At 52.2% G+C, this 20,968-nt stretch carries 23 protein-coding genes; 9 read left to right on the top strand and 14 right to left on the bottom strand.

The features are described 5' to 3' along the window. Positions 1-28 precede the first annotated feature (28 nt). Genes hemW through yggS form a run of 5 tightly spaced genes read right to left on the bottom strand, consistent with a single transcriptional unit; the run spans position 29 to position 3,334 of the window. Entirely contained in the window at positions 29-1,165 is a 1,137-nt protein-coding gene (gene hemW, locus HGD79_RS19805; RefSeq protein WP_000239917.1) for a radical SAM family heme chaperone HemW, read from the bottom strand. After that, complete coding sequence (locus HGD79_RS19810) at positions 1,158-1,751, bottom strand: XTP/dITP diphosphatase (protein WP_001174743.1); 594 nt, start codon at positions 1,749-1,751, stop codon at positions 1,158-1,160. Before HGD79_RS19810 ends, hemW begins: the two co-directional genes overlap by 8 nt. A gap of 7 nt (positions 1,752-1,758) precedes the next feature. Next, complete coding sequence (gene yggU, locus HGD79_RS19815; RefSeq protein ID WP_001277222.1) at positions 1,759-2,049, bottom strand: DUF167 family protein YggU; 291 nt, start codon at positions 2,047-2,049, stop codon at positions 1,759-1,761. Beyond that, positions 2,046-2,612, bottom strand: coding sequence for an osmotic shock tolerance protein YggT (yggT, locus tag HGD79_RS19820; RefSeq protein WP_001094831.1), 567 nt, complete (start codon positions 2,610-2,612; stop codon positions 2,046-2,048). Before yggT ends, yggU begins: the two co-directional genes overlap by 4 nt. Before the next feature lie 17 nt (positions 2,613-2,629). Beyond that, positions 2,630-3,334: a pyridoxal phosphate homeostasis protein gene (gene yggS / locus HGD79_RS19825; RefSeq protein WP_000997795.1), complete on the bottom strand. Its 705-nt coding sequence runs from the start codon at positions 3,332-3,334 to the stop codon at positions 2,630-2,632. A gap of 17 nt (positions 3,335-3,351) precedes the next feature. Between yggS and HGD79_RS19830 the strand changes: the two genes are divergently transcribed. Next, complete coding sequence (locus HGD79_RS19830) at positions 3,352-4,332, top strand: type IV pilus twitching motility protein PilT (protein WP_001055633.1); 981 nt, start codon at positions 3,352-3,354, stop codon at positions 4,330-4,332. Positions 4,333-4,507: 175 nt separating this feature from the next. Here the strand turns inward: HGD79_RS19830 and ruvX are convergent, their stop codons facing one another. The 8 genes from ruvX to metK all read right to left on the bottom strand — a co-directional run bounded on the left by ruvX (position 4,508) and on the right by metK (position 11,731). Further along, entirely contained in the window at positions 4,508-4,924 is a 417-nt protein-coding gene (gene ruvX / locus HGD79_RS19835; RefSeq protein ID WP_000017111.1) for a Holliday junction resolvase RuvX, read from the bottom strand. Further along, on the bottom strand, positions 4,924-5,487 hold the full coding sequence (locus tag HGD79_RS19840) for a YqgE/AlgH family protein (RefSeq protein WP_001053178.1): 564 nt from the start codon (positions 5,485-5,487) through the stop codon (positions 4,924-4,926). Before HGD79_RS19840 ends, ruvX begins: the two co-directional genes overlap by 1 nt. 108 nt (positions 5,488-5,595) lie before the next feature. After that, positions 5,596-6,546 (bottom strand): glutathione synthase, encoded by a 951-nt coding sequence (gene gshB / locus HGD79_RS19845; protein ID WP_000593273.1) that lies wholly within the window; start codon positions 6,544-6,546, stop codon positions 5,596-5,598. A gap of 12 nt (positions 6,547-6,558) precedes the next feature. Continuing rightward, positions 6,559-7,290, bottom strand: coding sequence for a 16S rRNA (uracil(1498)-N(3))-methyltransferase (rsmE, locus tag HGD79_RS19850; RefSeq protein WP_001222508.1), 732 nt, complete (start codon positions 7,288-7,290; stop codon positions 6,559-6,561). A 79-nt stretch (positions 7,291-7,369) separates the two neighbouring features. After that, complete coding sequence (endA, locus tag HGD79_RS19855; RefSeq protein ID WP_000286500.1) at positions 7,370-8,077, bottom strand: deoxyribonuclease I; 708 nt, start codon at positions 8,075-8,077, stop codon at positions 7,370-7,372. Positions 8,078-8,171: 94 nt separating this feature from the next. Next, positions 8,172-8,669, bottom strand: coding sequence for a SprT family zinc-dependent metalloprotease (locus HGD79_RS19860; RefSeq protein ID WP_000858396.1), 498 nt, complete (start codon positions 8,667-8,669; stop codon positions 8,172-8,174). Between the two features lie 76 nt (positions 8,670-8,745). After that, positions 8,746-10,140: a galactose/proton symporter gene (gene galP / locus HGD79_RS19865; protein ID WP_001112301.1), complete on the bottom strand. Its 1,395-nt coding sequence runs from the start codon at positions 10,138-10,140 to the stop codon at positions 8,746-8,748. Between the two features lie 436 nt (positions 10,141-10,576). Further along, positions 10,577-11,731 carry a methionine adenosyltransferase gene (gene metK / locus HGD79_RS19870; RefSeq protein ID WP_001062128.1) on the bottom strand — a complete coding sequence of 385 codons (1,155 nt, stop codon included), beginning with the start codon at positions 11,729-11,731 and terminating at the stop codon, positions 10,577-10,579. 55 nt (positions 11,732-11,786) lie between these two features. Between metK and yqgD the strand changes: the two genes are divergently transcribed. From yqgD to speB, 5 genes are all read left to right on the top strand, one after another. Beyond that, complete coding sequence (gene yqgD / locus HGD79_RS26895) at positions 11,787-12,038, top strand: protein YqgD (protein ID WP_001303651.1); 252 nt, start codon at positions 11,787-11,789, stop codon at positions 12,036-12,038. Positions 12,039-12,148: 110 nt separating this feature from the next. Further along, on the top strand, positions 12,149-12,292 hold the full coding sequence (yqgG, locus tag HGD79_RS26900; protein WP_001297404.1) for a protein YqgG: 144 nt from the start codon (positions 12,149-12,151) through the stop codon (positions 12,290-12,292). Positions 12,293-12,385: 93 nt separating this feature from the next. Beyond that, entirely contained in the window at positions 12,386-12,517 is a 132-nt protein-coding gene (gene yqgB, locus HGD79_RS19880) for an acid stress response protein YqgB (protein ID WP_001297406.1), read from the top strand. 8 nt (positions 12,518-12,525) lie between these two features. Then, positions 12,526-14,502, top strand: coding sequence for a biosynthetic arginine decarboxylase (speA, locus tag HGD79_RS19885; protein WP_001295380.1), 1,977 nt, complete (start codon positions 12,526-12,528; stop codon positions 14,500-14,502). A 137-nt stretch (positions 14,503-14,639) separates the two neighbouring features. Continuing rightward, entirely contained in the window at positions 14,640-15,560 is a 921-nt protein-coding gene (speB, locus tag HGD79_RS19890; RefSeq protein ID WP_000105559.1) for an agmatinase, read from the top strand. Between the two features lie 205 nt (positions 15,561-15,765). Here speB and loiP read toward each other — a convergent pair whose 3' ends face one another. Further along, the gene (gene loiP / locus HGD79_RS19895) at positions 15,766-16,524 is read right to left on the bottom strand and encodes a metalloprotease LoiP (RefSeq protein ID WP_000701841.1); all 759 of its coding nucleotides are present in this window, start codon (positions 16,522-16,524) and stop codon (positions 15,766-15,768) included. A 277-nt stretch (positions 16,525-16,801) separates the two neighbouring features. Between loiP and tkt the strand changes: the two genes are divergently transcribed. The 3 genes from tkt (at position 16,802) to cmtA (ending at position 20,966) form a co-directional block, all read left to right on the top strand. Further along, the gene (tkt, locus tag HGD79_RS19900; protein ID WP_000098614.1) at positions 16,802-18,793 is read left to right on the top strand and encodes a transketolase; all 1,992 of its coding nucleotides are present in this window, start codon (positions 16,802-16,804) and stop codon (positions 18,791-18,793) included. A 313-nt stretch (positions 18,794-19,106) separates the two neighbouring features. Further along, positions 19,107-19,550 carry a PTS mannitol transporter subunit IIA gene (gene cmtB, locus HGD79_RS19905; RefSeq protein WP_001239650.1) on the top strand — a complete coding sequence of 148 codons (444 nt, stop codon included), beginning with the start codon at positions 19,107-19,109 and terminating at the stop codon, positions 19,548-19,550. A 27-nt stretch (positions 19,551-19,577) separates the two neighbouring features. Continuing rightward, positions 19,578-20,966, top strand: coding sequence for a PTS mannitol transporter subunit IICB (cmtA, locus tag HGD79_RS19910; RefSeq protein ID WP_000428805.1), 1,389 nt, complete (start codon positions 19,578-19,580; stop codon positions 20,964-20,966). The last annotated feature ends 2 nt before the right edge of the window (positions 20,967-20,968 follow it).

The following is a 20,968-nucleotide window of genomic DNA, read 5'->3' on the forward strand; positions in this document are numbered from 1 at the left end:
CGTTCACGCCGCATCCGGCAATACAAGTTTACTCAGCCAGAAAAAGCTCCAGCAGCGAATTTAAAAACAGCTTCCCATGTTCCGTTATCTGCCAGTAATCCGCACATTCGGTGAGATAACCCTGGGCAATCGCCTCGTCTAACTGTGGGCGAATCACATCTTCGCAAAGCCCGGTATACGCAATAAACTCCACGCGCGGCGCGGCCTCCAGCAGACGGAAGCGATTCATAAAGAACTCAAACGGCTTATCTGCGGCTTCGACATCACGCTGGCTTTCCAGATACCTTCCTTGCATAAAACCACGCGGATGACGCGTTTTAGTGGTACGCAGAATGCGCCCATCCGGGAAGGTCACTTTGCCGTGCGCGCCGCAGCCAATACCGATGTAGTCGCCAAAGCGCCAGTAGTTGAGATTGTGCTGGCACTGATAACTGGGTTTGGCGTAAGCGGAAGTTTCATATTGCTGATAACCCGCTGCGGTTAATAACTGATGCCCCTGTTCGAATATATCCCACAGCGCGTCGTCGTCCGGCAGTACCGGCGGGCGTGAACCAAACAGCGTATTAGGTTCGATGGTCAGTTGATACCAGGAAAGATGCGGCGGATTCAGTTCAATGGCCTGGCGTAGATCGCCAAGCGCCTCTTCCAGTGATTGATCCGGTAGTCCATGCATCAAATCGAGGTTAAAGCTACGCAGCCCCAGCCCGCTCGCCAGCTTTGCCGCGCGTTTCGCTTCTTGCGGGCCATGAATACGCCCAAGTCGTTTCAGCTTGTCTTCGCTAAAACTCTGCACACCAATAGAGATGCGGTTCACACCAGCACGCTGATAATCGACAAAGCGATCGGCTTCTACCGTACCAGGGTTCGCTTCCATAGTAATTTCTGCATCCGCTGCCAGCGGCAAACGCGCACGCACGCCGTCCAGCAGCGTTTGCATCGCCGGGCCGGAAAGCAGGCTCGGCGTACCACCGCCAATAAAGATTGTCTTTACTTCACGGCCCTGAGCGTAAGCCACATCGTTGTCCAGATCGCAAAGCAGATGCTGAACGTAATCGTCGTGCGGCACTTCTCCTTTCAACGCGTGAGAGTTGAAATCGCAGTACGGGCATTTCTGCACGCACCACGGGATGTGAATGTAGAGACTCAGCGGCGGTAATTTAACCATTACGTAAAGCGTCCAGCAGCAGTTTCAATGCCTGACCACGGTGGGAAATGGCGCTCTTTTCTTCGCGGGTCAGTTCGGCGGCGGTTTTCCCTTCGGAAGGTACGAAGAAGATTGGATCATAACCAAAGCCACCAGTGCCCGCTGGTTCACGAGTAATCACGCCCGGCCAGCTACCGTGGCATACCAGCGGAGTCGGATCTTCCGCGTGACGCAGATATACCAGCACGCAGTGGAAACGCGCCTGACGTTGGTCATCCGGTACGTCTTTCAGTGTTTCCAGCAGTTTTTGCAGATTCTTTAGATCGGTCGCGTCTTCACCGGAATAACGCGCGGAGTAAATGCCCGGCGCGCCGCCAAGCACATCTACCGCCAGACCAGAGTCGTCGGCAATTGCCGGTAAACCGGTCACTTTTGCCGCATGGCGCGCTTTCAGAATCGCGTTTTCGATAAAGGTCAGGCCGGTTTCTTCAGCGGAATCTACGCCGAGGTCTGTTTGGGCCACGATATCAAGACCGAAGTCGCTAAGCAGCGACGCCAGCTCACGCACTTTACCGGCATTGCCGGTTGCGAGGACAACTTTTTGCATAGGATACCTAATTAATTAACGCCGCGATTTCTGGCGGGATTTGTTGCGGATTAATGATTTTAATTTGTTTGTGGCGGCCAAGTTCGCCTTTTTCAATCACCACCTGGCTTTTGGCAACCCGGAATTGCTTACCGAGAAACTTCACCAGATGACTGTTGGCCTGACCGTCAACCGGCGGCGCGGTAATGGCGACTTTAACTTCGTCGCCATGTAAACCGACAATAGAATCACGGCTGGCTTTCGGCTGAATATAGAGCCGTAAAACCAGACCGTCATCATTAACTGTTACGGCACTCATAACGCCATCCACAGCCCCGGCAGCAGCATGTTTCCGGTTGCCTGTAATACTTCTGCGACACCCATATTGATGACATACAGCAGCAGAACGAGGATCATCGGCGAGAAATCAATCCCACCCATTGCCGGTAGCAGGCGGCGAATCGGGCGCAGCAGCGGATCGGCCAGCTGAATCAGCACGTATTCAATCGGGCTACGACCCTGGCTTACCCAGCTCATAATCGCCATCACCAGCAGGACCCAGAAAATCAGCAGGCCGATGGTTTTCAGCAGAATCAGTAAACCGGCAATCCAGATGATTGGCAGGAAGGTCACCACTTTAAACAGCACGATGGCTTTGATAAAACTGAGAATATAGGCAACCAGCAGCGAGGCGCTGTCAATGGGGCCCATTGCCGGAATAACGCGGCGCAGTGGCCCGATAATTGGCTGCGTTACCTTCACTACAAACTGTGAGAAGGGGTTGTAAAAATCACAATGAGCCCACTGCATCCAGATGCGTAATAACAGCACCATGGTATACAGCTCAATGACCGTTGAAAGCAGGAAAGTCAACGTATTCATGGCGTTCCTTTAATTCCTTATTTTTTAGAGTAATCACGCGCACCAAAAATTGCAGTGCCGATACGAACCATCGTGCTACCTGCCGCAATGGCGGCTTCCATATCGTCCGACATTCCCAGAGAGAGCGTGTCGATATGCGGGTAGCGCGTTTTCAGTCCGGCAAATGCTACAGCCATTTGGCGTGCAACTTCAAACTGCCTTACATATTCTGACTCAGGTGCAGGGATTGCCATCAGCCCGCGCAGACGTAAACGCGGTAGTTCAGCGACCGCAGCTGCCAGCTCGTCCAGTTCTGCCAGTTGAATCCCGGACTTACTGTTTTCATCACTAATATTAATTTGAATCAGTACGTTAAGAGGGGGAAGTTCTGCCGGGCGCTGATCGTTGAGGCGGGTAGCGATGCGCAAACGGTCGATGGTATGACACCAGTCGAAATGCTCTGCCACCAGGCGGCTTTTATTAGACTGCAACGGGCCAATAAAATGCCATTCTAATCCTGTTACGCCCAGTTCCTGAAAGTGGCGAATTTTATCTACCCCTTCCTGAACGTAGTTTTCACCAAATTGACGCTGCCCGGCATCAATGGCTTCTGCGATGGCGCTCGCAGGTTTTGTTTTACTGACTGCAAGCAGCGTAATTTCTTCTGGAGAACGGCCGCAACGCGTTGCAGCCGCTGAGATTTTGTCCCGGACCTGTGCCAGGTTATGCGCAATATCGTTCATTTTCCGAGGATCTTAGTATGAATATGGAAGAAATTGTGGCCCTTAGTGTAAAGCATAACGTCTCGGATCTACACCTGTGCAGCGCCTGGTCCGCACGATGGCGCATTCGCGGGCTAATGGAAGCTGCGCCGTTTGATGCGCCGGACGTCGAAGAGCTACTGCGGGAGTGGCTGGATGACGATCAGCGGGCAATATTGCTGGAAAATGGCCAGCTGGATTTTGCCGTGTCGCTGGCGGAAAACCAGCGGTTGCGTGGCAGTGCGTTCGCGCAACGGCAAGGTATTTCTCTGGCATTACGGTTGTTACCTTCGCACTGTCCACAGCTCGAACAGCTTGGCGCACCAACGGTATTGCCGGAATTACTCAAGAGCGAGAATGGCCTGATTCTGGTGACGGGGGCGACGGGGAGCGGCAAATCTACCACGCTGGCGGCGATGGTTGGCTATCTCAATCAACATGCCGATGCGCATATTCTGACGCTGGAAGATCCTGTTGAATATATCTATGCCAGCCAGCGATGTTTGATCCAGCAGCGGGAAATTGGTTTGCACTGTATGACGTTCGCATCGGGATTGCGGGCCGCATTGCGGGAAGATCCTGATGTGATTTTGCTCGGAGAGCTGCGTGACAGCGAGACAATCCGTCTGGCACTGACGGCGGCAGAAACCGGGCATTTGGTGCTGGCAACATTACATACGCGTGGTGCCGCGCAGGCAGTTGAGCGACTGGTGGATTCATTTCCGGCGCAGGAAAAAGATCCCGTACGTAATCAACTGGCAGGTAGTTTACGGGCCGTGTTGTCACAAAAGCTGGAAGTGGATAAACAGGAAGGACGCGTGGCGCTGTTTGAATTATTGATTAACACTCCCGCGGTGGGGAATTTGATTCGCGAAGGGAAAACCCACCAGTTACCGCATGTTATTCAAACCGGGCAGCAGGTGGGGATGTTAACGTTTCAGCAGAGTTATCAGCAGCGGGTGGGGGAAGGGCGTTTGTGACGTTGCCATGCCCGATGCGCAAGTTTATAGGGCCTATAAAGGCAATAAATGTCTGATGCGACGCTAACGCGTCTTATCAGACCTACAGCCGCTGCCAGATGTGTGCTGGATAAGGCGTTCACGCCGCATCCGGCAAGATGGCGGTAACGACTATCCGCCAGGCTTTTAGATCGCCTTAATATCCCTGCTCGAAATAGCTTTCGAGAATAATAACCGCAGAGGCAGAGTCGACTTTGCCTTTGTTGAGCGCCCGATAGCCGCCCTGTTCAAACAGACCGGAACGGGCTTCCACGGTGCTAAGACGTTCGTCATGGAGCTTTACTTCAACACCGAAACGACCATGAATACGGTTGGCAAATTTACGCGCTCTGGCAGTCAATGGTTGCTCGGTGCCGTCCATATTCAGCGGCAAACCGACGATGATTTCGTCCGGCTGCCACTCTTTCAGTAAACGTTCGATGAGGTTCCAGTCCGGCGTACCGTCCTGTGCTTTAATTGCAGGCAAAGGGCGAGCAGTGCCGGTAATGCGTTGGCCGACCGCTACGCCAATGCTTTTGGTGCCGAAGTCGAAGGCGAGTAAGGTTCCACTCATCAGGCGTGCCCTGCCACACCAGGCATGGTGAGAATATCCACACCAATCAGTTTTGCCGCCTCGCGCCAGCGGTCGGCAATCGGCGTTTTGAACAGAATATTCAGATCCGCCGGGGCCGTTAGCCACGCGTTATCGAGAATTTCTTGTTCCAGTTGACCTTTTTCCCAGGAGGCATAACCCAGAGCCACCAATACGTCAGACGGTTGTTTATCGGTGCCGAGCGTTTCCAGCACATCGCGGGAAGTGGTCATCACTGTGTTGTCTGAAATGCGAATGCTGGAAGCAAAATTGGAGGGCGGAGTATGCAAAATAAACCCGCGATCTTCAGCCAGCGGACCGCCGAGCATAACCGGTTTATCCAGACGGATTGATTCATCACGCGGCTCCGGCGTGATCTTCAGCTTTTCCAGAATCCCTTCAATTTTGAGATTTTCCAGCGGCTTGTTGACGATGATCCCCATTGCACCATTGGTATTATGTTCGCAAATGTAGACCACGGAACGACGGAAAATCGGATCCTGGAGAGCAGGCATGGCAATAAGAAAGTGATGCTGTAAATTCATTGTCAGAGGTTCTGTTTCCTGGTTCAAAAAAGCAACAGCGCCCAGTATGCGTGGAAAGAAGGGCGCTGTCACTCAGAGTCTCAACGAGATCCTTCTCGCTAAGGTGGGTTACTGCTGCTGTAAACGTGCTTCGATGGCATCCATTAACATTCCGGTGATCGACACCGGAAACTCTGCTTCAATCTCACGAATACAGGTTGGGCTGGTGACGTTAATTTCAGTCAGACGGTCGCCGATGATATCCAGACCAACAAAAATCAGCCCTTTTTCTTTCAACGTCGGCCCGATCTGACGGGCGATTTTCCAGTCACTTTCCGTCAGCGGACGAGGTTCACCGCGACCACCGGCAGCCAGATTGCCACGGGTTTCGCCCCCCTGCGGAATACGCGCCAGGCAGTACGGTACCGGCTCGCCATCCACCACCAGCACGCGTTTGTCGCCATCTTTAATGGCTGGCAGGTAATTTTGCGCCATGCAGTAGCGAGTGCCATGCTCAGTCAGGGTTTCGGCAATCACGCCGAGGTTTGGATCGCCTTCTTTCACGCGGAAAATCGACGCGCCGCCCATACCGTCCAGCGGCTTAAGAATGATGTCGCTGTGTTTCTCCCAGAACGCTTTTAGCTGCGCTTTATTGCGCGTAACCAGCGTTTCTGGCGTTAAGTCAGAGAACCAGGCGGTAAACAGTTTCTCGTTACAGTCGCGCAGGCTCTGCGGCTTGTTAACGATCAGCGTCCCTTTCTCTTCGGCACGTTCCAGAATATAGGTCGCGTAGATAAACTCGGTATCAAACGGCGGGTCTTTACGCATCAGGATCACATCGAGATCGGCCAGCGGCAGATCCTGTTCACCGACGAACGAAAACCACTCTTCGTAGTTCTGCTTCACGTTCAGCGTGCGGGTATGGGCGCGGGCTTCGCCATTGATCAGATACAGATCGCCCATCTCCATATAGTGAAGTTCGTAACCACGACGCTGTGCTTCCAGCAACATAGCGAAACTGGAATCTTTCTTGATGTTGATGTTTGCGATGGGGTCCATCACGATGCCGAGCTTGATCATTATTCTTCTCCGTTAGCCCAAATCGCCAAATCGTACTTGTAGCGCGGTAATGGCGGTGAGCGCAGTTGTCTCTGTACGCAAAACGCGAGGTCCCAACAGGATATCAGTAAATTGATAGCGGGCAGTCATGGCAATTTCATCTGCCGATAAACCGCCTTCCGGGCCAATCAGCAGGCGGACGCGTTCAACCGGTAACGGCAACGTATTGATGCTGTTACTGGCGCGCGGGTGAAGATTCAGTTTCAGTCCTTCATCCTGCTCTGCACACCAGGCTTCCAGATCCATCGCTGGGCGGATTTCCGGCACCCGGTTACGACCACACTGCTCACAGGCAGCAATTGCAATCTTCTGCCACTGCTGGAGCTTCTTGTTCAGACGTTCACTATCCAGTTTAACGCCGCAGCGCTCAGAAAAAAGTGGCGTAATGAGGCTTACACCGAGTTCGATCGATTTCTGGATCGTAAATTCCATTTTTTCACCACGCGACATCACCTGACCGAGGTGAATATGCAGCGGAGATTCGCGATCGTCGATCTTGCCTTCCAGCACCTTCACTTCCACGCTTTTTTTGCTGGCGCTGGTAATTTCGGCGTCAAAGACCTGGTTGCTACCGTCAAACAATTGCAACGCCTGCCCCGGCCCCATGCGCAGTACGCGCCCGATATGGTTGGCGGCATCTTCGCAAAGCGCGATGTGAGAATGGCTGGTCAGTGGTTCAGGATGATAAATGCGGGGGATACGCATAGTTAAAAATCCGCGTCGTCTCCCCACGCGGTTGTACGCGTGGGGTAGGGGTTAACAAAAAGAGTCCCGCTAGTGTAGGTTAGCTCTTTCGCGCCTGGCAAGCGCGTTGCACATACGGATTATGATTGCCTTGCACCTTCGCGATGCGTTCATCGCGCTCGCACTCCCAGTCGGTAACCGGATACATCTTGTTCCATGCGTTGAACAGCTGCGTTTGCTGGCGAGAGAGTGTCAGGTTGTATTGGTCGCGCATATAGAAGTAGGTGCGTGCAATGGCACCGCGTGCACGCGCTGGTGGTTCGGCAGCTTTTTCTTTGAAATCGACCTTCATGGCGCATTGACCGTACTGGCCTTCGCCGCCATTCCACTGGCTGTACATAAAGTTGCCGCGATCGCCATTCACCTCGCCGACTGACGGTTGCAGGTTATGCATATCGCTTTCCATCTTGCGATAGACCGGATCTTTAGCGCAGTTTTTACGTCCACCGTCCTGCCAGCACTGGCGCTGGTGACCGAACTGCCAGGCGGGAACGACGTGTTCCCACTCTACGCGGCTGGCTCGGTTTTCATTTTTGCGCACCTGATAGCCGCACGATTGCAGATCAACAACGCCTTTTTTGCCCTGCCAGTTAATTTTACATCCGCAATAAAACGTACCGGGCGCGTCAGCGTGGACTTTTACCGCCGCGGCTTTCGCCTGAGAAAAACTATTGATACCTTCGGCCAACGCCGGGCCGGAAAATGCTGCGCTCAGTACCACCGCAGCAATAGACAAATAACGGTACATCACTTACTCCGTGTTAAAACGAGCCAGCAACGTAGCGAAAGTTGTTTTGGTATGCAATCAGCCAGATCAGGAAAGTTCCTGATAGTTCAGATGGTTATTTCGCAACCAGCTGTTCACCGCAGTGAACACAGCGATAGACGGCCTCGCCACGAACTACGCGATTATGGCGGCGTACGGTAAGCTGATGCTCCTGGCACTTGCAGCGGTAGGGGAAGGTGTTGCGACGCACGGATTGCAGTTCGAACTGATGCGTACGACGGGCGGGAACGCCCAGCACGCTTTCCATCATCCACTTCCACTCTTTGCCATGTGGCGCTACGCGGCCGAAATGTTTCCATACCAGCAAATGTGCCAGTTCGTGCGGTACCACTTCTTCAATAAAAGCTTCACTGTTTTCCAACAGCAAAACGGGATTGAGGCGGATTTCATAGCTTTCCAGCCAGGCTGTTCCGGCGGAGGTTCCGCGCTGGGTGTAAGAGAGTTTTGGCTCCGGGTAGTTACGCCCTAGCTTCAGGTTGGCCTGGGCGAGTTTTTCCCGCAGGCGGCGCATAACGGCCTGCTGGATGGCGATAGGGAGACGGGATGTTTTCATAGCGGCAGAGGATAGAGCGAAGAAAAGATGACTGCAAGAGGTGGCTTCCTCCGCGATGGGAGGAAGCCTGAGGAGATTAATCGTGAGCGCCGATTTCGCGCAGTTTACGACCTTTCATCAGATTACGTTCAATATGTTCCAGCGAAACGTGTTTGGTTTCCGGTACCAGCCACAATGTCAGCAGGATAAACAGTACGTTCAGAGCCGCATACACCCAGAAGGTGTTGGCGTTACCCAGCGTGTTGAGCATGGTCAGGAACGTTGCGCCAACGATCATGTTGGCAATCCAGTTGGTGGCGGTGGAGCAGGTGATGCCAAAATCGCGGCCTTTCAGCGGCTGAATTTCGGAGCACAGTACCCAAATCAGCGGACCGGCACTCATGGCAAAACCGACAATAAACATCAGCAGCATGGCGATGGCGAAATACTGCGCTGACGGAGAGTGAATACCGATATGCATCATTGTACCGAGTACGCCCATGCCAGCAGCCATCACCAGGAAGCCCAGCGTTAGCGTTGGTTTACGTCCCCAGCGGTCAACAAGGCCGATTGCGATAAAGGTGGCAAGTACGTTGGTCAGGCCGACAATCACGGTCCCCCACATTTGCTCGGTAGTGTTGGTATAACCCGCCAGTTCGAAGATTTTCGGCGCGTAATACATGATGACGTTCATCCCGGTGAATTGCTGCATTACCTGCAACAGTACGCCAAGGAACACCGCGCGGCGGAAGTTGCTGTTCTCTTTAAACAGCGCCCAGCCACTCTGTTTAACCTGCAAACTTTCACGGATTTCATCCAGTTCGCGTTTCGCTTCCGCGCTGGTGTCACGCAGGCGTAGCAGCACGCGTTCGGCATCAACAAAACGGCGCTTGGCGGCAAACCAACGTGGGCTGTCTGGCAGGAAGAAGACACCAATCAGCAGCAAAATTGCCGGGATGATAATCACACCCAGCATCCAGCGCCATGCACCGGTGTAGCTGAAGGCTGTATCAGAAAGATAAGCACCGAGGATCCCGATAGTGATCATCAACTGATACATCGAGATCATACTGCCACGAATTTTTTCCGGCGCAATTTCAGAGAGGTACAGCGGTGCGGTATAAGAGGCCACACCCACCGCCAGCCCCAGTAGAACGCGGGAAAGAATCAGTACTTCAACGTTTGGCGCAGCCGCAGAGAACAGCGAACCGGCAACAAACAAAATTGCGCCGATCATCAGGCTCTTTTTGCGCCCGAGTTTAAAGGAGAGCCAGCCGCTGCCCACCGCACCGACTGCCGCACCGAACATCATGGAGCTTACGACCCATTCTTGCGTGTGCGAAGTAATCTGGAATTCATCTGCAATAAACGGCAGTGCGCCAGCAATTACACCGATATCCAGGCCAAAGAGTAATCCCGCCAGAGCGGCAAGGAAGCAGACGAAAAACGTCATTGCCTTGTTTGACCGCCCCTGTTTTTTAGCGTCAGGCATGATGCCCTCCAATATGGTTATTTTTTATTGTGAATTAAGATAGGTGAGTACGACGTAAAAAGATGTGAAGCAAATCACATCAGTGTAATCGCTTACACTAACATTTATCTTAGTTATGGTTTAAGTGCATGAAAATAATTGAGTTATATCATCATAGATTAAACGCTGTTATCTGCAATTAAGACTTTACTGAAAAGAAATGTAACAACTGTGAAAACCGAATAATAATATGAAAATATTACAAATCTTTGTCTGTTGTGGTTGGTGTAATCGGTTTCAGTTGTGATGATAATTTACGGTGAAACGTGATCAGGAAGAATGATGTTATTGTGCAGGCGGTTTTTTTGCCGGATGCGGCGTGAACGCATATCCACCGCGGTGAGGTATAAGAAAAAGGCCAGCGCGAGGCTGGCCTTTGAAAGCAGGTGAAGAAAGATTACTTCAGACCGGCAGCATCGCGCAGCAGCTGCGCTTTGTCGGTTTTTTCCCACGGGAAATGTTCACGACCAAAGTGACCGTATGCTGCGGTTTCTTTGTAGATCGGGTGCAGCAGATCCAGCATCTGAATCAGACCGTATGGGCGCAGGTCGAAGAACTCACGTACCAGCAGAGTCAGTTGTTCAGAAGGCACTTTCTCAGTACCGAAAGTTTCTACCATGATGGAAGTCGGTTCAGCCACGCCGATTGCGTAGGAAACCTGAATTTCACAACGATCGGCCAGGCCAGCAGCAACGATGTTTTTCGCGACATAACGTGCTGCGTAGGCTGCGGAACGGTCCACTTTTGATGGATCTTTACCAGAGAATGCACCGCCACCGTGACGCGCCATGCCGCCGTAGGTATCAACGATAATTTTACGACCAGTCAGACCGCAGTCACCCATTGGGCCACCGATAACGAAACGACCGGTCGGGTTGATGAAGAATTTGGTGGCAGAAGTCAGCCATTCAGCGGGCAGAATTGGCTTGATGATCTCTTCCATTACCGCTTCTTGCAGCGATTTCTGGTCGATCTCTTCAGAGTGCTGAGTGGAAAGCACGACAGCATCGATACCAACGATTTTGCCGTCGTCATACTGGAAAGTCACCTGGCTTTTCGCGTCCGGGCGCAGCCACGGCAGAGTGCCGTTTTTACGCACTTCAGCCTGACGCTGTACCAGACGGTGTGCATAGGTGATAGGTGCTGGCATCAGCACGTCGGTTTCATTAGTTGCGTAGCCAAACATCAGACCCTGGTCACCCGCGCCCTGTTCCAGCGGATCGGCACGGTCAACGCCCTGGTTGATGTCAGGAGACTGTTTGCCGATAGCGCTCAGAACCGCACAGGAGTTAGCGTCAAAGCCCATGTCGGAATGCACATAGCCAATTTCGCGAACGGTGTTACGGGTGATCTCTTCGATGTCTACCCAGGCGCTGGTGGTGATTTCGCCGCCAACTAAAACCATGCCGGTTTTTACGTAGGTTTCGCAAGCAACGCGTGCTTTCGGATCCTGTTCGAGGATCGCGTCTAAAACGGCATCAGAGATTTGGTCAGCAATTTTGTCAGGATGCCCTTCAGAGACGGACTCGGACGTAAAAAGGTGTTTTGCCATATTTAATATCACCTAAAGAGAATTTGGTTAGCTCAAACTGTTGTGTGGATTTTCTGTGGTAGCGGATCCTACCACGACTCTGCAGGTTAAAAACACTGGCAGTCTGAGTGTTAATCGGTATGGATGGATTAACATCTGGATGGCTATTTTAGGTCAATTCTTCACCCGATTTCCACTTTTTTTTGAATCGTGTCTCATTCTGTTAAAAACGTGGCTGGAAATTTTTCCTGACAATGCCGGCATTCTGCGTATTTATCTTTTGCAATTTTCTGCCATTGTGGGGTATAAAACGCGGCGCGCGGCTTAAATAAAAAGCACACGACGTTTCTTTCGTGTTGCCACTTCCAGCCGGGTTGAAATCAGAGTTTTGGCTTGTGGGTTCGTCTTAACAGGCGGCCGTGGAGGTGATACGAAATAATGAACCGTTGTCTGCTGCTTAACCTGTCTCACCGTTCTGGTGAAGATTCGTTCCCCGCACTCTGCATCTCTGCTTTGCATACCTGCCGATGTTATACCCATCTCGGCGCTTCTCAGGATTCAAGAGCTGGTTACAGTTACTGAGGACTGAACAAGGGCGCTCTTGTAAAAACAAGAGTTTTCTCGTGGTTTCGCCGAACTGTCACACTTACGTTCGGTTATGTGCTTAATAATGTTATGAAAAAGAAACCGGTTGCGCAGTTGGAGCGTCAGCATTCACTGCTGGAAAATCCATGTGCTTATGGGTTGTTATCGCAGTTCCAGGCTGCGATAGTCGTTAACTGTTTTACACTTAATAAAATAATTTGAGGTTCGCTATGTCTGACGACATGTCTATGGGTTTGCCTTCGTCAGCGGGCGAACACGGTGTACTACGCTCCATGCAGGAGGTTGCAATGAGCTCCCAGGAAGCCAGCAAGATGCTGCGTACTTACAATATTGCCTGGTGGGGCAATAACTACTATGACGTTAACGAGCTGGGCCACATCAGCGTGTGCCCGGACCCGGACGTCCCGGAAGCTCGCGTCGATCTCGCGCAGTTAGTGAAAACTCGTGAAGCACAGGGCCAGCGTCTGCCTGCACTGTTCTGTTTCCCACAGATCCTGCAGCACCGTTTGCGTTCCATTAACGCCGCGTTCAAACGTGCGCGGGAATCCTACGGCTATAACGGCGATTACTTCCTTGTTTATCCGATCAAAGTTAACCAGCACCGTCGCGTGATTGAGTCCCTGATTCATTCGGGCGAACCGCTGGGTCTGGAAGCCGGTTCCAAAGCCGAGTTGATGGCAGTGCTGGCACATGCTGGCATGACCCGTAGCGTCATCGTCTGCAACGGTTATAAAGACCGCGAATATATCCGCCTGGCATTAATTGGCGAGAAGATGGGGCACAAGGTCTATCTGGTCATTGAGAAGATGTCAGAAATCGCCATTGTGCTGGATGAAGCAGAACGTCTGAATGTCGTTCCTCGTCTGGGCGTGCGTGCACGTCTGGCTTCGCAGGGCTCGGGTAAATGGCAGTCCTCCGGCGGGGAAAAATCGAAGTTCGGCCTGGCTGCGACTCAGGTACTGCAACTGGTTGAAACCCTGCGTGAAGCCGGGCGTCTCGACAGCCTGCAACTACTGCACTTCCACCTCGGTTCGCAGATGGCGAATATTCGCGATATCGCCACAGGCGTTCGTGAATCGGCGCGTTTCTATGTGGAACTGCACAAGCTGGGCGTCAATATTCAGTGCTTCGACGTCGGCGGCGGTCTGGGCGTGGACTATGAAGGCACCCGTTCGCAGTCTGACTGCTCCGTAAACTACGGCCTCAATGAATATGCCAACAACATCATCTGGGCGATTGGTGATGCGTGTGAAGAAAACGGTCTGCCGCATCCGACGGTAATCACCGAATCGGGTCGTGCGGTGACTGCGCATCACACCGTGCTGGTGTCTAATATCATCGGCGTGGAACGTAACGAATACACGGTGCCGACCGCGCCTGCAGAAGATGCGCCGCGCGCGCTGCAAAGCATGTGGGAAACCTGGCAGGAGATGCACGAACCGGGAACTCGCCGTTCTCTGCGTGAATGGTTACACGACAGTCAGATGGATCTGCACGACATTCATATCGGCTACTCTTCCGGCACCTTTAGCCTGCAAGAACGTGCATGGGCAGAACAACTCTATCTGAGCATGTGCCATGAAGTGCAGAAGCAACTGGATCCGCAAAACCGTGCGCATCGTCCGATAATCGACGAACTGCAGGAACGTATGGCGGACAAAATGTACGTCAATTTCTCGCTGTTCCAGTCAATGCCGGACGCATGGGGGATCGACCAGTTGTTCCCGGTTCTGCCGCTGGAAGGGCTGGATCAAGTGCCGGAACGTCGCGCTGTGCTGCTGGATATTACCTGTGACTCTGACGGTGCTATCGACCACTATATTGATGGTGATGGTATTGCCACGACAATGCCAATGCCGGAGTACGATCCAGAGAATCCGCCGATGCTCGGTTTCTTTATGGTCGGCGCATATCAGGAGATCCTTGGCAATATGCACAACCTGTTCGGTGATACCGAAGCGGTTGACGTGTTCGTGTTCCCTGACGGTAGCGTAGAAGTAGAACTGTCTGACGAAGGCGATACCGTGGCGGACATGCTGCAATATGTACAGCTCGATCCGAAAACGCTGTTAACCCAGTTCCGCGATCAAGTGAAGAAAACCGATCTTGATGCTGAACTGCAACAACAGTTCCTTGAAGAGTTCGAGGCAGGTTTGTACGGTTATACTTATCTTGAAGATGAGTAAGTCCTGTGTTACTTGAATCCGCTTAATTTAGCGGTGATAATCCGCCACAATTTATTGTGACAAATCCAACCCTTCCTCGTCGGGCCTAACGACGCGGAAGGGTTTTTTTATATCGACTTTGTAATAGGAGTCCATCCATGAGCACCTTAGGTCATCAATACGATAACTCACTGGTTTCCAACGCCTTTGGTTTTTTACGCCTGCCGATGAACTTCCAGCCGTATGACAGCGATGCTGACTGGGTGATTACTGGTGTGCCGTTCGACATGGCCACCTCTGGCCGTGCCGGTGGTCGCCACGGTCCGGCAGCGATCCGTCAGGTTTCGACGAATCTGGCCTGGGAACACAATCGCTTCCCGTGGAATTTCGACATGCGTGAGCGTCTGAACGTCGTGGACTGCGGTGATCTGGTATATGCTTTCGGCGATGCCCGTGAGATGAGCGAGAAGCTGCAGGCGCACGCCGAGAAGCTGCTGGCTGCCGGTAAGCGTATGCTCTCCTTCGGTGGTGACCACTTTGTTACGCTGCCGCTGCTGCGTGCTCATGCGAAGCATTTCGGTAAAATGGCGCTGGTACACTTTGACGCCCACACCGATACCTATGCGAACGGTTGTGAATTTGACCACGGCACCATGTTCTATACCGCGCCGAAAGAAGGTCTGATCGACCCGAATCATTCCGTGCAGATTGGTATTCGTACCGAGTTTGATATAGACAACGGCTTTACCGTGCTGGACGCCTGCCAGGTGAACGATCGCAGCGTGGATGACGTTATCGCCCAGGTGAAACAGATTGTGGGTGATATGCCGGTTTACCTGACCTTTGATATCGACTGCCTGGATCCTGCTTTTGCACCAGGCACCGGTACGCCAGTGATTGGCGGCCTGACCTCCGATCGCGCTATTAAACTGGTACGCGGCCTGAAAGATCTCAACATCGTTGGGATGGACGTAGTGGAAGTGGCTCCGGCATATGATCAGTCGGAAATCACCGCTCTGGCTGCGGCGACGCTGGCGCTGGAGATGCTGTATATTCAGGCGGCGAAAAAGGGCGAGTAAGCACCAGATGCGATGCGCACGGGTAAAACGTGCCATTAATGTCGGATGCGGCGTGAACGCCTTATCCGACCTACGTTCGGCACCCGTAGGCCGGATAAGATGCGCCAGCATCGCATCCGGCAATGCGCACAAGGTAACAAATGTGCCATTCATGTCAGATGCGGCGTGAACGCCTTATCTGACCTACGTTCGACACCACCAGGCTTTACTTAATCCCATCCGCGCTCATGCGATCGCGAATATGCTGGGCGCGTTCGGCGGATGCAGGATGGTCGTCAAACATTGAGCTTTGGCGGCCTTCTTCCAGTTTCGCCAGTTTTTCAAAGCTGGTGGCAAGACCTGCCGGGCTGATGCCGCGTTGGCGCAGAAGATCGTAAGAATAATCATCGGCTTCTGCTTCCTGGCGCTGGGAGAATTGCGAATTGACTAATTTCTCGCCCAGATCACCAAGTTGTGATTGAGATAAACTGCCGACAATCCCGCCCGCAGAGGCCGCAGCTACTCGCACGGCATTTGTACCAAGCGCCACCTGCATCCCTTTCTTCACATGGCCTAACGCCACGTGCCCCATCTCGTGACCGATCACCGCTTCGACTTCGTTATCCGTCATCATATCCATCAGCCCGCTATAGACGCGGATACAGCCGTTAGCCATTGCAAAGGCGTTCACATCCTTCGCCATATACACTTTGTAATTCACCGGCTGACCGTTGATATTGTTGCCTAGCGCATTGGCAATAGTTGTCAGACGTTTAGCGTATTCGCTATTGGCTGGCGCAATCGTCGCCTTGCTGTCCATCTCCTGACATGCCTGATCGCTCAGGGCTTTCACCTGCGCATCACTCAAACTGTAAGCCTGAAAAGCTTCCGCTCCTGATGAAAGCAGTCCGTTGGAGTCCATATTCTGGCAACCGGTCAGTACCGTTGCCACGCTCATTGCTACCAATAAGGCGCGAATTTTCATGTTTTCTCTTCCGCACAAGGTCAGGATTATTCTAAAAATGCGCCGTTTGCAGGTGAATCGACGCTCAGTCTCAGTATAAGGAAAAGCGCAGCGGACGGGCGAGTAGATTGCGCAACATGCGAGCATGATCCAGAGATTTCTGAAGCGGCAAAAGGATGTTCCATGTACATGACGCGCGGCTTGCGGTAAATTGTTGGCAAATTTTCCGGCGTAGCCCAAAACGCGCTGTCGTCAAGTCGTTAAGGGCGTGCCCTTCATCATCCGATCTGGAGTCAAAATGTCCTCACGTAAAGAGCTTGCCAATGCTATTCGTGCGCTGAGCATGGACGCAGTACAGAAAGCCAAATCCGGTCACCCGGGTGCCCCTATGGGTATGGCTGACATTGCCGAAGTCCTGTGGCGTGATTTCCTGAAACACAACCCGCAGAATCCGTCCTGGGCTGACCGTGACCGCTTCGTGCTGTCCAACGGCCACGGCTCCATGCTGATCTACAGCCTGCTGCACCTCACCGGTTACGATCTGCCGATGGAAGAACTGAAAAACTTCCGTCAGCTGCACTCTAAAACTCCGGGTCACCCGGAAGTGGGTTACACCGCTGGTGTGGAAACCACCACCGGTCCGCTGGGTCAGGGTATTGCCAACGCAGTCGGTATGGCGATTGCAGAAAAAACGCTGGCGGCGCAGTTTAACCGTCCGGGCCACGACATTGTCGACCACTACACCTATGCCTTCATGGGCGACGGCTGCATGATGGAAGGCATCTCCCACGAAGTTTGCTCTCTGGCGGGTACGCTGAAGCTGGGTAAACTGATTGCGTTCTACGATGACAACGGTATCTCAATCGATGGTCACGTTGAAGGCTGGTTCACTGACGACACCGCAATGCGTTTCGAAGCTTACGGCTGGCACGTTATTCGCGACATCGACGGTCATGACGCGGCATCCATCAAACGCGCAGTAGAAGAAGCGCGCGCAGTGACTGACAAACCGTCCCTGCTGATGTGCAAAACCATCATCGGTTTCGGTTCCCCGAACAAAGCCGGTACCCACGACTCCCACGGTGCGCCGCTGGGCGACGCTGAAATTGCCCTGACCCGCGAACAGCTGGGCTGGAAATACGCGCCGTTCGAAATCCCGTCTGAAATCTATGCTCAGTGGGATGCGAAAGAAGCAGGCCAGGCGAAAGAATCTGCATGGAATGAGAAGTTTGCGGCTTACGCGAAAGCTTATCCGCAGGAAGCGGCTGAATTTACCCGCCGTATGAAAGGCGAAATGCCGTCTGACTTCGACGCCAAAGCGAAAGAGTTTATCGCTAAACTGCAGGCTAATCCGGCGAAAATCGCCAGCCGTAAAGCGTCGCAGAATGCTATCGAAGCGTTCGGCCCGCTGTTGCCTGAATTCCTCGGCGGCTCTGCTGACCTGGCACCGTCTAACCTGACCCTGTGGTCTGGTTCTAAAGCAATCAACGAAGATGCTGCAGGTAACTACATCCACTACGGTGTTCGCGAGTTCGGTATGACCGCGATTGCTAACGGTATCTCCCTGCACGGTGGTTTCCTGCCGTACACCTCCACCTTCCTGATGTTCGTGGAATACGCACGTAACGCCGTACGTATGGCTGCGCTGATGAAACAGCGTCAGGTGATGGTTTACACCCACGACTCCATCGGTCTGGGCGAAGATGGCCCGACTCACCAGCCGGTTGAGCAGGTCGCTTCTCTGCGCGTGACCCCGAACATGTCTACATGGCGTCCGTGTGACCAGGTTGAATCCGCGGTCGCGTGGAAATACGGCGTTGAGCGTCAGGACGGCCCGACTGCGCTTATCCTCTCCCGTCAGAACCTGGCGCAGCAGGAACGAACTGAAGAGCAACTGGCAAACATCGCGCGCGGTGGTTATGTGCTGAAAGACTGCGCCGGTCAGCCGGAACTGATTTTCATCGCTACCGGTTCAGAAGTTGAACTGGCTGTTGCTGCCTACGAAAAACTGACTGCCGAAGGCGTGAAAGCGCGCGTGGTGTCCATGCCGTCTACCGACGCATTTGACAAGCAGGATGCTGCTTACCGTGAATCCGTACTGCCGAAAGCGGTTACTGCACGCGTTGCTGTAGAAGCGGGTATTGCTGACTACTGGTACAAGTATGTTGGCCTGAACGGTGCTATCGTCGGTATGACCACCTTCGGTGAATCTGCTCCGGCAGAGCTGCTGTTTGAAGAGTTCGGCTTCACTGTTGATAACGTTGTTGCGAAAGCAAAAGAACTGCTGTAATTAGCATTTCGGGTAAAAAGGTCGCTTCGGCGACCTTTTTTATTACCTTGATATGTCCGTTTGCGGACAAGCAATAGATAAAGCGTGTTGTAGATCACAAATATTTATATGCAATAAATATCAATTATGTAATATGCATCACGATATGCGTATTGACATTTGTTGTTATAACTATAACTCAATGTTATATAAGAAATTAATAATTAACTGTTTTCAAAACACCGGTTTCCCTGCTCAATTGCTTTCATTAAACCGCACGAGTATTTTATTTTTACCGCCGGACGGTACCCTAAAAATAAAATAAGGATAATTTATGCGGCTTAGTGATTATTTTCCAGAATCATCAATCTCAGTTATACATTCAGCAAAAGATTGGCAGGAAGCTATCGATTTCTCGATGGTATCATTGCTGGATAAAAACTATATCAGCGAGAATTACATTCAGGCAATTAAAGATTCCACCATTAACAATGGCCCTTATTATATTCTCGCACCAGGCGTGGCAATGCCTCATGCGCGACCGGAATGTGGGGCGCTTAAAACCGGGATGTCTTTGACATTACTTGAACAAGGTGTTTATTTTCCGGGGAATGACGAACCAATTAAATTACTCATCGGACTCTCTGCTGCCGATGCCGATTCGCACATTGGCGCTATTCAGGCGTTAAGTGAATTACTGTGCGAAGAAGAAATACTCGAACAACTCTTAACAGCATCATCAGAAAAACAATTAGCGGACATTATCAGCCGCGGATAATTACTCTCTCCTCTACAGGATAATATTATGGAAAACAAGTCTGCTCGTGCAAAGGTCCAGGCTTTTGGGGGCTTTTTGACTGCAATGGTCATCCCCAATATTGGTGCTTTTATTGCCTGGGGTTTTATTACTGCGTTATTTATTCCCACCGGTTGGCTGCCTAACGAACATTTCGCCAAAATTGTCGGCCCGATGATTACCTATTTATTGCCCGTGATGATTGGTTCTACCGGTGGTCATCTGGTCGGCGGTAAACGCGGCGCGGTCATGGGCGGAATAGGTACTATTGGTGTGATCGTCGGCGCAGAGATCCCGATGTTCCTTGGCTCAATGATTATGGGGCCGCTCGGTGGGCTGGTCATAAAATATGTTGATAAGGCACTGGAAAAACGCATACCTGCTGGTTTTGAGATGGTTATCAATAACTTCTCATTAGGTATCGCGGGGATGCTCCTTTGTCTGCTGGGTTTTGAAGTGATCGGCCCGGCGGTGTTAATTGCCAATACTTTCGTCAAAGAGTGTATTGAGGCGCTGGTACATGCGGGTTATCTGCCATTGTTGTCAGTCATCAATGAACCGGCGAAAGTGCTTTTCCTCAATAATGCGATCGATCAGGGCGTCTATTATCCGCTGGGAATGCAACAGGCTTCGGTTAACGGTAAATCCATCTTCTTTATGGTGGCCTCTAACCCAGGTCCGGGCCTGGGGCTGCTGCTGGCGTTTACCTTGTTTGGTAAAGGGATGAGTAAACGTTCTGCGCCCGGGGCGATGATTATTCACTTCCTCGGTGGGATCCACGAACTGTATTTCCCGTATGTGCTGATGAAGCCGCTGACCATTATTGCCATGATTGCGGGCGGTATGTCTGGCACCTGGATGTTTAACTTACTGGACGGTGGTCTGGTGGCTGGCCCAAGTCCGGGGTCTATCTTTGCTTACCTGGCACTGACGCCGAAAGGCTCGTTCCTGGCGACAATTGCCGGTGTTACGGTAGGTACCCTGGTGTCCTTTGCTATTACTTCGCTGATACTGAAGATGGAAAAAACGGTGGAAACGGAGAGCGAAGATGAGTTTGCTCAGTCAGCCAATGCGGTTAAGGCGATGAAACAAGAGGGTGCATTCTCGTTAAGCAGGGTTAAGCGTATCGCCTTTGTTTGCGATGCGGGGATGGGCTCCAGTGCGATGGGCGCGACCACCTTCCGTAAACGCCTGGAAAAAGCGGGGCTGGCAATTGAAGTAAAACATTACGCCATAGAAAACGTGCCTGCGGATGCGGATATCGTCGTTACTCATGCCAGTCTGGAAGGGCGCGTGAAACGTGTGACGGATAAACCACTGATATTGATTAATAACTATATTGGCGATCCAAAACTCGACACTTTATTTAATCAATTAACCGCCGAACATAAACACTGATT

Source organism: Escherichia sp. SCLE84 (assembly GCF_012584495.1).
Classification (GTDB): domain Bacteria; phylum Pseudomonadota; class Gammaproteobacteria; order Enterobacterales; family Enterobacteriaceae; genus ECMA0423.